The organism is Paracidovorax oryzae ATCC 19882 (assembly GCF_000687165.1).
In the GTDB taxonomy this organism is placed as follows: domain Bacteria; phylum Pseudomonadota; class Gammaproteobacteria; order Burkholderiales; family Burkholderiaceae_C; genus Paracidovorax; species Paracidovorax oryzae.
Map to the genome: position 1 here is coordinate 35,711 of NZ_JMKU01000017.1, position 12,477 is coordinate 48,187.

General features: G+C 66.9%; 16 protein-coding genes. 10 read left to right on the forward strand and 6 right to left on the reverse strand.

What is annotated here, in order from left to right; all coding sequences use genetic code 11:
• Positions 1–99: 99 nt before the first annotated feature.
• From T336_RS0114070 to T336_RS0114085, 4 genes are all read right to left on the reverse strand, one after another.
• Positions 100–1,128: an NAD(P)H-dependent glycerol-3-phosphate dehydrogenase gene (locus T336_RS0114070; protein WP_026433045.1), complete on the reverse strand. Its 1,029-nt coding sequence runs from the start codon at positions 1,126–1,128 to the stop codon at positions 100–102.
• An 88-nt stretch (positions 1,129–1,216) separates the two neighbouring features.
• Positions 1,217–1,675, reverse strand: a complete 459-nt coding sequence (gene secB / locus T336_RS0114075; protein ID WP_013596133.1) for a protein-export chaperone SecB — start codon at positions 1,673–1,675, stop codon at positions 1,217–1,219.
• 125 nt (positions 1,676–1,800) lie between these two features.
• Positions 1,801–2,058, reverse strand: a complete 258-nt coding sequence (gene grxC / locus T336_RS0114080; protein ID WP_019702032.1) for a glutaredoxin 3 — start codon at positions 2,056–2,058, stop codon at positions 1,801–1,803.
• 53 nt (positions 2,059–2,111) lie between these two features.
• Entirely contained in the window at positions 2,112–2,519 is a 408-nt protein-coding gene (locus T336_RS0114085; RefSeq protein WP_019702033.1) for a rhodanese-like domain-containing protein, read from the reverse strand.
• 88 nt (positions 2,520–2,607) lie between these two features.
• Between T336_RS0114085 and gpmA the strand changes: the two genes are divergently transcribed.
• The 4 genes from gpmA to T336_RS0114105 all read left to right on the forward strand — a co-directional run bounded on the left by gpmA (position 2,608) and on the right by T336_RS0114105 (position 6,334).
• Positions 2,608–3,351, forward strand: coding sequence for a 2,3-diphosphoglycerate-dependent phosphoglycerate mutase (gene gpmA / locus T336_RS0114090; protein WP_026433046.1), 744 nt, complete (start codon positions 2,608–2,610; stop codon positions 3,349–3,351).
• 139 nt (positions 3,352–3,490) lie between these two features.
• Positions 3,491–4,930 carry a S41 family peptidase gene (locus T336_RS0114095; RefSeq protein WP_019702035.1) on the forward strand — a complete coding sequence of 480 codons (1,440 nt, stop codon included), beginning with the start codon at positions 3,491–3,493 and terminating at the stop codon, positions 4,928–4,930.
• A gap of 107 nt (positions 4,931–5,037) precedes the next feature.
• A complete protein-coding gene (locus T336_RS0114100; RefSeq protein ID WP_026433047.1) occupies positions 5,038–5,823 on the forward strand; it encodes a HesA/MoeB/ThiF family protein in 786 nt (261 codons plus the stop codon).
• Between the two features lie 115 nt (positions 5,824–5,938).
• Positions 5,939–6,334, forward strand: coding sequence for a response regulator (locus T336_RS0114105; RefSeq protein WP_019702037.1), 396 nt, complete (start codon positions 5,939–5,941; stop codon positions 6,332–6,334).
• A 205-nt stretch (positions 6,335–6,539) separates the two neighbouring features.
• On the opposite strand, the gene T336_RS0114110 is transcribed toward T336_RS0114105, so the two are convergent.
• On the reverse strand, positions 6,540–7,172 hold the full coding sequence (locus T336_RS0114110) for a response regulator (protein ID WP_013596140.1): 633 nt from the start codon (positions 7,170–7,172) through the stop codon (positions 6,540–6,542).
• Between the two features lie 145 nt (positions 7,173–7,317).
• On the opposite strand from T336_RS0114110, the gene T336_RS0114115 reads away from it, so the two are divergent.
• The 6 genes from T336_RS0114115 to T336_RS0114140 all read left to right on the forward strand — a co-directional run bounded on the left by T336_RS0114115 (position 7,318) and on the right by T336_RS0114140 (position 11,863).
• Entirely contained in the window at positions 7,318–8,658 is a 1,341-nt protein-coding gene (locus T336_RS0114115; RefSeq protein WP_026433048.1) for a sensor histidine kinase, read from the forward strand.
• Positions 8,659–8,923: 265 nt separating this feature from the next.
• Positions 8,924–9,088 (forward strand): DUF1328 domain-containing protein, encoded by a 165-nt coding sequence (locus T336_RS26120; protein WP_011796896.1) that lies wholly within the window; start codon positions 8,924–8,926, stop codon positions 9,086–9,088.
• Positions 9,089–9,139: 51 nt separating this feature from the next.
• A complete protein-coding gene (locus T336_RS0114125) occupies positions 9,140–9,535 on the forward strand; it encodes a hypothetical protein (protein WP_026433049.1) in 396 nt (131 codons plus the stop codon).
• A gap of 98 nt (positions 9,536–9,633) precedes the next feature.
• On the forward strand, positions 9,634–10,188 hold the full coding sequence (locus T336_RS0114130; RefSeq protein ID WP_019702040.1) for a ferritin-like domain-containing protein: 555 nt from the start codon (positions 9,634–9,636) through the stop codon (positions 10,186–10,188).
• A gap of 111 nt (positions 10,189–10,299) precedes the next feature.
• Positions 10,300–10,614, forward strand: coding sequence for a BON domain-containing protein (locus T336_RS0114135; protein ID WP_013596144.1), 315 nt, complete (start codon positions 10,300–10,302; stop codon positions 10,612–10,614).
• Positions 10,615–10,786: 172 nt separating this feature from the next.
• Positions 10,787–11,863: a zinc-binding metallopeptidase family protein gene (locus T336_RS0114140; RefSeq protein WP_026433050.1), complete on the forward strand. Its 1,077-nt coding sequence runs from the start codon at positions 10,787–10,789 to the stop codon at positions 11,861–11,863.
• Between the two features lie 24 nt (positions 11,864–11,887).
• Here the strand turns inward: T336_RS0114140 and coaD are convergent, their stop codons facing one another.
• On the reverse strand, positions 11,888–12,391 hold the full coding sequence (gene coaD / locus T336_RS0114145; protein ID WP_026433051.1) for a pantetheine-phosphate adenylyltransferase: 504 nt from the start codon (positions 12,389–12,391) through the stop codon (positions 11,888–11,890).
• Positions 12,392–12,477 lie beyond the last annotated feature (86 nt).

Here is a 12,477-nt window from a genome sequence, read left to right on the forward strand (position 1 = left end):
GTCCTGCTGCTGATGCTCTTCGGCGTGGTCTGATGCGCGTACGCGGCGTGGGCGGCCGGTGCCCCGGCCCCCACGTTGGCGCACCGCGGAGGGCAACGCTCAGCAGGAGCGCAGTTCCGCCGCGGGGCTGCGCCCCATCAGCCGTGCCACCGCCTCCGCAGCGGTCGATCGGCCATCCAGCAGCGCCACCACTTCCTGCGCGATCGGCATGTCCACGCCGAGCTGGCCCGCACGACGCACCACCGTCCGTGCGCTGTACACCCCCTCGGCCACATGGCCGAGCGACTCCACCGCCTGGTCCAGTGTGAGGCCTCGCGCGAGCGCCAGGCCCACACGGCGGTTGCGGGACAGGTCCCCCGTGGCGGTCAGCACCAGGTCACCCAACCCCGAAAGTCCCATGAACGTCTCCGCCCGCGCGCCGAGCGCGAGCCCGAGCCTGCTCATCTCGGCCAGGCCCCGGGTAATGAGCGCGGCACGCGCGTTCGTGCCCAGATCCAGCCCATCGCACAGGCCGGTGGCGATGGCCAGCACATTCTTCACGGCGCCTCCCACCTCCACGCCCACGATGTCCTCGTTGGCGTAAACGCGCAGGGTGGGCCCATGGAACGCCTCCACGAGCAGCTCACGCACCTGCGCATCGCGGCTTGCGGCCACCAGCGCGGTGGGCCGCCCCTGCGCCGCCTCCAGAGCGAAGCTGGGGCCGCTGAGCGCGCCCGCGCGCAAACGCGGGGCCACCTGGCTGCAGATCTCGTGCGCCATCAGGCCCTGGGACGCGGCCTCGCCGCCTGCGGGAACGGCCTCGAAACCCTTGCAGAGCCAGGCCACGGGGATGTCCGCGTCGCGCAACGCCTCCAGCATGCCGCGCAGGCCGGACATGGGGGTCGCGACGATGGCCAGGACGGCCCGGCTGGACGCAAGCGCCCCGGAAGGCGCACCGCTCGCGAGGGCGAGGGCCGGGGGAAAGGCGATGCCGGGAAGATAGCGGGCGTTCTGGCGCGCCGCCTGCATCGCGGCGGCCTGGTGGCCATCGCGCGCCCAGAGGGTCACGGCATGTCCGGCCGGGTGCGCGGCCGCGCTGAGGGCCATGGCCGTGCCCCAGGCGCCGGCACCGAACACGATGATCTTCATGAGGAATGTCGTTGCGGTTTCGGCAGGGGAACCGCTCGCAGTCCCCGGCTGCGATGCGCCGCCGCACGGCGGCGCCCGGTGGGAAGGATTACTGCGTGACGCCCGGCGTCGGCGCGGCCGAGGCCAGTTGCGACTGCTGCTGCTCGTACATGGCCTGGAAGTTGATCTCTGCCAGGTGCACGGGCGGGAAGCCGGCGCGCGTGATCACGTCGGCGATGTTGCCGCGCAGGTAGGGATAGACGATCTGGGGGCAGGCGATGCCCATGATCGGGCCCATCTGGTCTTCCGGGATGTTGCGGATCTCGAAGATGCCGGCCTGCTTGGCCTCGACCAGGAACACCGTCTTGTCCTTGATCTTGGTCTGCACCGTGGCCGTCACGGCCACCTCGAAAATGCCGTCGGCGACGGGGGATGCCTCGACGCCCAGCTGGATGTCCACGTTGGGCTGCTCCTGCTCCAGCAGGATCTGGGGCGAATTCGGCTGCTCCAGGGACAGATCCTTCAGATACACGCGCTGGATCTGGAACACGGGATTTTCTTCGGACATGAGGTCGTTCTTTCGATTCGGAAACGGGAAAAGGGCCAGGTAAGACAAAGCCCGCCGGGGACGTCTCGTTCCCGCAGCGGGCAGCACCCGGGGCCGCATTATGCAGCGCCCGGCCGGTGCGCCTTTCAGGCGCCGAGCAGGGGCATCAGGCCACCGCGGCCGTCGAGCGCGACCAGGTCGTCATGGCCACCGACGTGGGTGTCGCCGATGAAGATCTGCGGCACCGTGCGCCGTCCGGTGACCTCCATCATGTGCGAGCGGGCCTCGGGGTCGAGGTCGACGCGGACCTCCTCGATCTGCTCCACGCCCTTGGACTTGAGGATCTGCTTGGCCCGGATGCAGTAGGGGCAGACGGCGGTGGTGTACATCTTGACGGGTTGCATGGAGCGGCCTTCCTGGAAGATTGCGTGGGGTGTGAAGGGCACGTGGTGCCGCTTCAGGCCTTTTCAACCGGCATGCTGGCATCGCGCCAGGCCTTCAGCCCGCCCGCGAGCGCCTCGGCCTTGTCATAGCCGAGCTTCTTGGCCACCGCCACCGCACGCTGCGCCCGGGCGCCCTTGGCGCACACCAGCACGAGCGGCACCGACTTGTTCTTGACCACCTGCGGCAGGCGTTCCTCCAGCTGGCCCAGGGGCACGTTCTTCGCGCCGCCGACATGGCCGGCCGCGAACTCGTCGGGCTCGGAGACATCGACCACCACGGCCTTCTCGCGGTTGATGAGTTGCACCGCGCGCGCCGCGGTGAGCGAGCCGCCCGCGGCTTCGCGGAAGACAGGCAGGAGCAGCATCGCGCCCGAAACCAGTGCGACGAGGACGAGATACCAGTTGTCGATGAAGAAATTCACGGAAGTCCTTGGGGAAAGCAAACCCCGCAATTTTAGAATGCGGCGTTTGACCCGCCCGATTCCACAGCTTCCCATTCCTGCAGCCACCATGCACAAACTCGTCCTGATCCGCCACGGCGAATCCACCTGGAACCTCGAAAACCGCTTCACCGGCTGGACCGACGTGGACCTGACTTCCACCGGCATCGAGCAGGCCAAGACCGCCGGCCGCCTCCTGAAGGCCGAAGGCTACGAGTTCGACCTGGCCTTCACCAGCGTGCTCAAGCGCGCCACGCGCACCCTGTGGCACGTCCTGGACGAGATGGACCGCACCTGGCTGCCCGTGGAGCACAGCTGGCGCCTCAACGAGCGCCACTACGGCGCCCTGCAGGGGCTCAACAAGGCAGACATGGCCAAGCAGTACGGCGATGCGCAGGTGCTCGTCTGGCGCCGCAGCTACGACACCCCCCCGCCGGCCCTGGAGGCCACCGACCCGCGCAGCGAGCGCGGCGACCTCCGCTATGCCGGCCTCGCCCCCGAGCAGATTCCGCTCACCGAATGCCTGAAGGACACCGTTGCCCGGGTGCTGCCTTTCTGGAACGAGCGCATCGCACCCGCCATGCGGTCGGGCCAGCGGGTGATGGTCGCAGCCCACGGCAACTCGATCCGGGCACTGGTCAAGTACCTGGACGGCATCTCCGACGACGACATCGTCGGCCTGAACATTCCCAACGGCATTCCCCTGGTCTACGAACTGGGCGACGACCTGAAGCCGCTGCGCCATTACTACCTCGGCGATGCCGAGGCCGCGGCCAGGGCAGCCGCCGCGGTGGCGTCCCAGGGCAAGGCCTGACCCCACGGGCCGCAAGCGGGGGTAAACCCGCGAGGCGGCCCTGATGCGCCAAAAAGCCCCGCGGGCGCGGAACTGCGCCGCGCCTGCCCTTTCCAAGGGGGTGTATATTGGACCTAGAACCGGCAAAGGTGTTTTTCGAATGGGCCACAAACTCAAAATCGCAGGATGGGTGTCGGTCGGCGTCGTTGCCGGCGCTCTGACCACGGTCTCCCTGCAGACCGTCGCCCGCGGAGCCATGACTCCGCTTCCCCTCGAGGAAATCCAGCAGCTCTCCGCGGTCTTCGGGCTCATCAAGACCGACTACGTCGAGCCTGTGGACGACAAGAAGCTCATCACCGACGCCATCTCCGGCATGGTGTCCAGCCTCGATCCACATTCCCAGTACTTCGACAAGAAGTCCTTCAAGGAATTCCGCGAGGGCACCACGGGCCGCTTCGTGGGCGTGGGCATCGAAATCACCCAGGAAGACGGCCTGATCAAGATCGTGTCGCCCATCGAGGGCTCCCCGGCCTTCCGCGCGGGCCTGAAGACCAACGACCTCATCACCAAGATCGACGACACGGCAGTGAAGGGGCTCGCCCTCAACGAAGCCGTGAAGAAGATGCGCGGCGAGCCCAACACCCAGGTCACGCTCACCATCTTCCGCAAGGACGAGAGCCGCACTTTCCCGGTCACCGTCACGCGCGAGGAGATCAAGACCCAGTCCGTGAAGGGCAAGGAGATCGAGCCCGGCTACGCCTGGATCCGGCTGTCGCAGTTCCAGGAGCGCACGGTGGACGACTTCGTGCGCAAGGTCGAGGAGATCTACCGCCAGGATCCGAACATCAAGGGCATGGTGCTGGACCTGCGCAACGACCCCGGCGGCCTGCTCGACGCGGCCGTGGCCATTTCCACCGCCTTCCTCCCCGAAGATGTGACCGTCGTGTCCACCAACGGCCAGCTCGCGGAAAGTAAGGCGGTCTACAAGGCCTCCCCCGAGTTCTACCAGCGCCGCGGTGCCGGCGACCCGCTCAAGCGGCTGCCTGCGGCGCTCAAGAGCGTTCCGCTGGTGGTGCTGGTGAACGAGGGCTCCGCTTCGGCCAGCGAGATCGTCGCCGGCGCGCTGCAGGACCACAAGCGCGCCACCATCATGGGCAGCCAGACCTTCGGCAAGGGATCGGTGCAGACCGTTCGCCCCCTGGGCCCGGACACCGGTATCAAGCTCACCACGGCGCGCTACTACACGCCCAGCGGCAAGTCGATCCAGGCCAAGGGCATCGTCCCCGACATCATGGTGGACGACAGCCCCGACGGGGACCCCTTCGCCGCGCTGCGCATGCGCGAGGCAGACCTCGAGAAGCACCTGACCAGCGGCCAGGGCGAGGAGCAGAAGGACGAAGCGCGCGAAAAGGCCCGCGAGGCAGCCCGCAAGCGCCTCGAGGAAGAAGCCAAGAAGCCCGTCGCCGAGCGCAACAAGATGCCCGAGTTCGGAACCGACAAGGACTTCCAGCTCACCCAGGCCCTCAACCAGCTCAAGGGCCTGACCGTCGTCGTCAGCAAGACGCAGACGGAGCGCAAGGAAGAAAAGAAGGACAACTGACCGGCGGGATGCATCCTTCCAGCGAGGGCCGGACTCCAAGGGGTCCGGCCTTTTGCTTTGTGCATTCGTATTCCCCCTGTCGCCCCCGCCCGCACCACGCCCCATCCATGAACGACGACCAGCTCCTGCGCTACTCCCGCCACATCCTGCTCGACGAAATCGGCATCGAAGGCCAGGAACGGCTGCTTGCCGCCCATGCGCTGGTCATCGGTGCCGGCGGCCTGGGATCGCCAGCGGCCCTGTTCCTCGCTTCGGCAGGCGTGGGCCGCCTGACCCTGGTCGATGCCGACACCGTGGACCTGACCAACCTGCAGCGGCAGATCGCCCACACCACGCAGCGCGTCGGCCAGTCCAAAGTCGCTTCGGCGGCGCAGGCCCTGCAGGCCATCAACCCCGGCGTGCAGGTGGAGGCCCTGCCCCTGCGCGTGGATGCCGCCTGGCTCGACGCCCACGTGCCGCTCGCGGACGTGGTGCTGGACTGCAGCGACAACTACGCGACGCGGCAGGCCGTCAACGCCGCCTGCGTGCGCCACCGCGTGCCCCTGGTGGCCGGGGCAGCGATCCGCTTCGACGGACAGGTCACCGTGATCGACCCGCGCACGTCCGATGGGCCCTGCTATGCCTGCCTCTTCCCCCCGGAGGCGGCGTTCGAGGAAGTGCTGTGCTCCACGATGGGCGTGTTTGCGCCGATGGTCGGCATCATCGGCGCCATGCAGGCGGCCGAGGCGCTCAAGCTGCTCTGCGGGACCGGGCGATCGCTCGCGGGGCGCCTGCTCATGCTGGACGGCCTTTCCATGGAATGGACCGCCATGCGCGCCGGCCGCGACCCGGCCTGCAGCGTGTGCGGAACACGGCACCCGAAAGGGGGTGCCAGCGGCGAAGCGCTTCGGTAGGAGAAATCCTACCGGGGTAACACCCTGCTGCTGGCAGAATGCCGGCTCTCTCCCTATAAAGTAGAGCCGTGATCAACCCCTCCCATCCGACGCCTTCAGCGGCACCGGCCCCACAGTGAAACTGCGCACCTATATCGTCGAAGACAACGCCACGATCCGGGAGAACCTGATCGGCACGCTGGAGGAGCTGGCGGAAGTCGAAGCCGTGGGTGTCGCCGAAACCGAAGACGAAGGCAAGGAATGGCTGGCCGCAAACCCCGAGCAATGGGACCTGGCCATCGTGGATCTTTTCCTCAGGCAAGGCAGTGGACTGGGCATCCTCGCCGCCTGCCGCGACCGCACGGCACGCCAGAAGATGGTCGTCCTGAGCAACTACGCCACCCCCGATGTCCGCGTGCGCTGCGCCCAGCTCGGCGTGGACGCCGTTTTCGACAAATCCAACGAGATAGACGCCCTCGTCGAATACTGCGTGGAACACAGCACGCTGCGCAAGTCCGCCAGCAGCGCCTGACCGCGCAATCGTTTTCCCCACAGCGGGTCTTTCTGCGGCTTCCGTCGCCGCCCTGCATGCGTACAGCCGCGTGATGCAGGTCCCCATCCCATGAAGCACGAAACCCCGGAGGGAGTCCATCCATCCGGGGTTCCGAACGCGCGGCAACGTGCGATCCGCACGCGCCGCGGCAGGGCGCGATGCCCTGCCGCAAAAGACCCAGCGATCAATCGATGAGCTTGTTCTTCAACGCGTAGTAGGTCAGGTCGCTGTTGGACGACAGCGCCATCTTCTCCATCAGGCGCGTACGGTAGGTACTCACGGTCTTGACGCTCAGGGACAGCGACTTGGCGATGTCGCCCGCGGTCTCACCCTTGGCCAGCTTCAGGAACACCTGGAACTCGCGCTCGGAAAGCTGCTCGTGCGGAGGCGCGTCATCCTTGCGATTGAGCTGCTGCGCGAGCAGGTCCGCGACGGCCGGCGTGAGATAGCGGCGGCCCAGCGAGATGGTGCGGATGGCTTCCACGATCTCCTTGGGGTCGCATTCCTTGTTCAGGTAGCCGCTGGCACCTTGGCGGATGAGGTTGATCGCATAGTGTTCCTCGGGGTATCCGCTCAGGATGAGGATGCCCATGTCCGGTGCTTTCGCGCGCAGCATGGCCAGCGCATCGAGGCCGCTCTGGCCGGGCATCGACAGGTCCATCAGCAGCACGTCGATCTCGTGGTTGCGCACGAGGTCGATGGCTTCGCGGCCGTTCGAGGCCTCGCCGACTACGCGAAGGTCTACATGTTCTGACAGAAATTGTCGCAATCCCGAGCGGACAATCGCATGGTCATCCACAATGCCGATCTTGATCATTGAGAGTTTCTTTCAAGAGGCAGCTGGGCTGCCCATCATTGGTCAGGTGGCCCATCCACCGTTGCGGGAGCGTGCCTGCGGCGATTGCTGCGGGCTGGTGACATTATCCAGAATTCGCCCCCATCCCTACCGGAGAAACATACATATGCGCTGGTCCAATTTTCGCAAGATGGCTGTCAGCCTGCCCCTGGCGCTGCTGGCAGCCGCTGCGTTGGTTGGCATCAATGAGGCCGGATACGCGCGGTCCAACGAGGCCGTGCGTGCGCTGTCGAGCACCTACACGACCCGCGCCGCGCTCAACCGCATGATGCAGAACATGCTGGACGCGGAAACCGGCCTGCGCGGCTACCTGCTCACGGGGGACGACCGCTATCTCCAGCCCTACCAGAAGGCAGCATCCACCATCGATGCCAACCTGGAAGAACTGCGGGCCATCTACCGCTCCTCCCCGGAGGACCAGGAAGACTTCACCCAGCTCTCCCGGCAGATATCCCGCAAGATGTCCGAGCTGGACCTGAGCCTGCGCCTGCGCCGCCAGAACAACGACGACGCCTGGAAGTTCGTCCTCTCCACCGATGTCGGCAAGGAGAACATGGATGCCATCCGCACGCTGTCCGGCCGCCTCGCGCAGCGCAGCGCGGACCGCTCCACGCACCACACCGACGAGATCCTCCACTCGCTCACCCTCTCGCGCATCGGCATCGCGACCGTTGTGGCCATCGGCCTGCTCGCGTTCTACATGTACCTGCGCCAGGCCAGCGCCCTGCAGACCGCCCAGGAGCGGGAACAGGAGGCCCTGCAGCGCGAACGCGACCGGCTGGAATTGCTGGTGCGCGAACGCACCGCGTCGCTGACCGAACTGGCGAACCACCTGCAGCAGGTGCGCGAGGACGAGCGCGGCCACCTGGCCCGCGAGCTGCACGACGAACTGGGTGCCCTGCTCACCGCCGCCAAGCTCGACGTCGCGCGGCTGAAGTCGAAGATCGACGCACAGTCGCCCGAGATCGCCGAGCGGCTCAAGCACCTCACCGAAACCCTGAACAGCGGCATCGCGCTCAAGCGCAGGATCATCGAGGACCTCCGGCCCTCGTCCCTCTTCAACCTGGGCCTCACCGCCTCGCTGGAGATCCTCGCGCGCGAGTTCGAGCAGCGCAGCAGCGTGGACGTGGAACTCAATCTCGAATCGGTGGAACTGCCCGAGGCCGTGCAGCTCACGATCTACCGCATGGTGCAGGAATCGCTGACCAACATCGGCAAGTACGCCAACGCCACCAAGGTGCTGGTGGCCGTGCACAACTATCCCACCCATGTGGCGGTGCAGATCCGGGACAACGGTTCGGGCTTCGATACCAGCAAGGTACAGGCCTCCGCACACGGGCTCATGGGCATGCGCCACCGCGTCGAGGCCGCCGGCGGGCGCCTGACCGTCACCTCCGAGGCCAACGAAGGCACGCTCGTGTCTGCCGTGCTGCCCGTCGTGCACTGAACGCTGCAGGGCTCGGCCACGCGCCCGCTGCAGCCGTTTCCACGCGCCCTTTCCCGCCGTTTCCTGCGGCGTTTCCTGCGGCGCTTTCCTTCCGTTTTCCGGCTCTGCGCAACCCTCGCCGCGGTGGTCGGCCGCGTCCTACAGCGCAGCGCGCCAGGGGCCGGCAGCCTGTGCGCGCCCCCAAATCTACATTGGATCCAGGCGCCAACGCGACAGCGCCATCGACCAACCACCGACCGGCCCTCCGGTCCAAGAGGAGAAAGATATGTTGCACTACGCAGTCGTTTTTCTGGTGATCGCACTGATCGCCGCACTCTTCGGCTTTGGTGGGATCGCAGCGGGCGCCGTCGGCATCGCCAAGATCCTGTTCTTCGTGTTCGTGATCATGGCCGTCGTCACCTTCGTGCTGAGCCTGCTCAAGCGCGGTTGAACGTACCGACCTGCCCGCCCTGACGACCCGACTACCTGAGGAACAGAAACCATGGAAGCACAAAAACTCGCCGACAAGGCTGCAGATACCGCGCACGACGTGGCCGAAGACATGCTGGACAACGCCCAGGACGCCGTGCGCACCACCCGCAACGCGGCGAACAAGACCCTGGACAAGGCCGAACGCAAGGTGCGGGAACTGCAGAGCGACGTGGATCCCCTGATCGATGACCTGGCCGCACGCGCCCAGGACCTCGCCTCCCGCGGCATCGCCTACTGCGCCGACACCGGCGAGCGCGCCCGCCGCCAACTCAACCAGGCCGCCGATGCCACCGCCCGCTACGTCTCGGAGCAGCCCGGCAAGTCGCTGGCCATCGCGGCAGCCGCCGGCGCCTTCGTGGCCACGCTGTGCATGCTGGCACGCCGCCCCCGGGGCCGCGACTACTGATCTCCTGACTTGAGAACGCGGGACCGGAAACGGAAGCCTCCAGCAGCCCTCCACCACCGGCCCGCCCCACATCCACAACAACATTCCACGGGCGCTCCATGACCACCCCGAACTCCACACCCACGGCAACTGCATCGCTCACCCTGGACGAGAAAGCCCTCCAGTACGCGGCCACCCAGGATCTCGACGAAGGCGCCGTCACGCCTGCATACGGTCCGCACCGCGACGCCATCGTGAAGCTGCTGAACGATGCACTGGCGACCGAACTCGTGTGCGTGCTGCGCTACAAGCGCCACTACTTCACGGCCGACGGTCTGGAGTCTCCCGCGATCGCCGCGGAATTCCTGGTGCATGCGAACGAGGAAGCGGCCCACGCGGACCTCATCGCCCAGCGCATCGTGCAACTGGGTGGCGAGCCGGATTTCCGCCCACGCACGCTGGAAGAACGCAGCCATGCGCAGTACGACGAGTCGTCGGACCTCAAGGCGATGGTGCGCGCCAACCTGGTGGCCGAACGCATCGCTGTCGAAGCCTACCGGCAGATGATCAGCCTGATCGGCGACAAGGACCCCACCACGCGCCGCATGCTGGAAGGCATCCTCGCCGACGAGGAAGAGCATGCCGACGAACTCAAGGATTGGCTGCACCGCTGAAGGCGCAGCCGGCCCTCGCAGGCAGTCCACCGGCAAGGAGGGTGCAGAAGGCCGGCGGACTGAAGGATGTCCCCGCACCCGTGTTCTCTCAACCAAACCAAGGAAATAACCATGAAGTACGCTCGTGCACTCGCCTTTGCAGCCCTCGCTGGCGCCACCATCGTCACCACCGGATGCTCGGTGGCACGTGACCAGCAGACCGTGGGCTCCTACGTGGATGACGCCGGCATCACCACCGCCGTGAAGGCCAAGATGGCCGAAGACAAGTCGGTCTCCGCCACGTCCATCAGCGTGGAGACGCTGAACGGCACGGTGCAGCTGTCCGGCTTCGCCAAGTCGCAGGCCGAGAAGGATCGCGCGGAAGCCATCGCCCGCAACACCAAGCACGTGCGGGAAGTGCGCAACAGCATCGTCGTGCGTCCCTGATGCACGCGGGCCGGCGGCCTGACCGCCCGGCCCTCCCTCGCCACAGCAGGCTCCCCATGGAGCCTGTTTTTCTTTTGCAATCTCCAACGGCAGAGCCCATCGCCCGCCGCAAGTGGCCTCCACCGGCCCGTCCACACGAAGACGGACCGCACAGGCCGTATGCTCCGGCACCATGCAGGTTTTCAATTGCGACCAGTGCGGTCACCTCGTTTTCTTCGACAGCGTCCAGTGCCTGCACTGCGGCGCGAAGCTGGCCTTCCTGCCTGACCAGCTCACCATGGCGGCGCTGGTGCCCGCGGTGTCCGGACTGCAGGGTGATACCGATTTGTGGCAGCGGGTGCCGTCGCGCCGCCAGGGCAGCGCCTCGCCGCTGTACCGGATGTGCCATAACCGGATCGCGCACGCCGCGTGCAACTTCGCGGTAGCCGCCGATGACCCGCAGCAGCTGTGCAGGTCGTGCCGCCAGACACGCATCCTTCCCGACCTCTCCGAACCTGCCAACCTGCGCCGCTGGAAGCAGATCGAGCATGCCAAGCGGCAGCTCTACTACACCCTCGCGCGCCTGGGCCTGCAGCCCGCGCCCGACGGCGCCAGTCCGGTCTTCGAGTTCCTGGCGGACCAGCCCGGCCATCCCGTGATGACGGGGCATGCAGCCGGAACCATCACGCTGAATGTGGCCGAGGCGGACGATGACGAACGCGCCAGGCTGCGGCTCGCGCTGCACGAGCCCTACCGCACCCTGCTCGGCCACCTGAGGCACGAGTCGGGCCATTTCTACTGGGACCACCTGCTGCTGGAATCGGGCCGGCTGGAGGAGTTTCGCTCGGTGTTCGGCGACGAACGCCAGGACTACGCCGCGGCCCTGCAGGCCTATTACGCCAGCAGCCCGCACCTGGGCGGATGGCGCGAGCGCCACGTGAGCGCCTATGCCACCGCCCACCCCTGGGAGGACTGGGCAGAAACCTGGGCCCACTACCTGCACATGGTCGATCTGCTGGAGACCGCCTCCAGCTACCACACGGGCCTGGAAATCCCGGAAAGCGGCGTGGTGCAGACCTACCGCGTGGGCAATCCGTTCGCCACGGACCGGCCGGATTTCGAGGCCATGGTGCAGGAATGGGTGCCGCTGACGCTGCTGCTCAACAGCCTGAACCGGAGCCTGGGCCAGCAGGACGCCTATCCCTTCGCCCTGTCGTCCGGGGCGCTGGCCAAGCTGCGCTTCGTGCACGACATCGTCCACGCCGCCTGAGCCCCGCGCGGGCCCGAAGGGGCGTCAGCCCGCCGGGGCCATCGCCCGGACCCTGTCGGCGAGCCGCTGGCAGACCCCGGGGGACACGAACTTGTCCACTTCGCCGCCGAGCAGGGCGATCTCGCGCACGAACGTGCTGCTGATGAACTGGTACTTGTCGCTCGGCGTGAGGAAGACGGTCTCGACCTCGGGCATGAGGCTGCGGTTCATGCCGGCGAGCTGGAATTCATAGTCGAAGTCGGTGACGGCACGCAGGCCGCGCACCATGGCCTTGCCGCCGCGCGCGACCACGAAGTCGCGCAACAGGCCTGAAAAGCTTTCCACCTGCACCTGGGGATAGGGCCGGACCGCCTCGCGCACCATCTCGATGCGCTCCTCCAGGCTGAACAGCGTTTTCTTGTGGTGGCCCGCGGCGACCGCCACGATCACGCTGCCGAACAGCTGCGTGGCGCGGCGCACCACATCCTCGTGGCCCAGCGTGATGGGATCGAAAGTGCCGGGATAGACGGCGATGACGTTCTGGACCATGGCGGGCGGATCTCCTGGATTGAAGGCAGTCGGTTGGAGCGGATTATTGCGGCGCTCCTGCGCCCCCAGCCAGCCGGGCGCGAAAA

Bases quoted from the DNA above. Each gene is read 5' to 3' on its own strand.
- T336_RS26120 (WP_011796896.1), top strand. From the start codon at position 8,924: ATGTTGCACTACGCAGTCGTTTTTCTGGTGATCGCACTGATCGCCGCA.
- grxC (WP_019702032.1), bottom strand. From the start codon at position 2,058: ATGCAACCCGTCAAGATGTACACCACCGCCGTCTGCCCCTACTGCATC.
- T336_RS0114070 (WP_026433045.1), bottom strand. From the start codon at position 1,128: ATGAAGATCATCGTGTTCGGTGCCGGCGCCTGGGGCACGGCCATGGCC.
- T336_RS0114115 (WP_026433048.1), top strand. From the start codon at position 7,318: ATGCGCTGGTCCAATTTTCGCAAGATGGCTGTCAGCCTGCCCCTGGCG.
- T336_RS0114135 (WP_013596144.1), top strand. From the start codon at position 10,300: ATGAAGTACGCTCGTGCACTCGCCTTTGCAGCCCTCGCTGGCGCCACC.
- T336_RS0114125 (WP_026433049.1), top strand. From the start codon at position 9,140: ATGGAAGCACAAAAACTCGCCGACAAGGCTGCAGATACCGCGCACGAC.
- T336_RS0114100 (WP_026433047.1), top strand. From the start codon at position 5,038: ATGAACGACGACCAGCTCCTGCGCTACTCCCGCCACATCCTGCTCGAC.
- T336_RS0114130 (WP_019702040.1), top strand. From the start codon at position 9,634: ATGACCACCCCGAACTCCACACCCACGGCAACTGCATCGCTCACCCTG.
- coaD (WP_026433051.1), bottom strand. From the start codon at position 12,391: ATGGTCCAGAACGTCATCGCCGTCTATCCCGGCACTTTCGATCCCATC.
- secB (WP_013596133.1), bottom strand. From the start codon at position 1,675: ATGTCCGAAGAAAATCCCGTGTTCCAGATCCAGCGCGTGTATCTGAAG.
- T336_RS0114140 (WP_026433050.1), top strand. From the start codon at position 10,787: ATGCAGGTTTTCAATTGCGACCAGTGCGGTCACCTCGTTTTCTTCGAC.
- T336_RS0114095 (WP_019702035.1), top strand. From the start codon at position 3,491: ATGGGCCACAAACTCAAAATCGCAGGATGGGTGTCGGTCGGCGTCGTT.
- T336_RS0114110 (WP_013596140.1), bottom strand. From the start codon at position 7,172: ATGATCAAGATCGGCATTGTGGATGACCATGCGATTGTCCGCTCGGGA.
- gpmA (WP_026433046.1), top strand. From the start codon at position 2,608: ATGCACAAACTCGTCCTGATCCGCCACGGCGAATCCACCTGGAACCTC.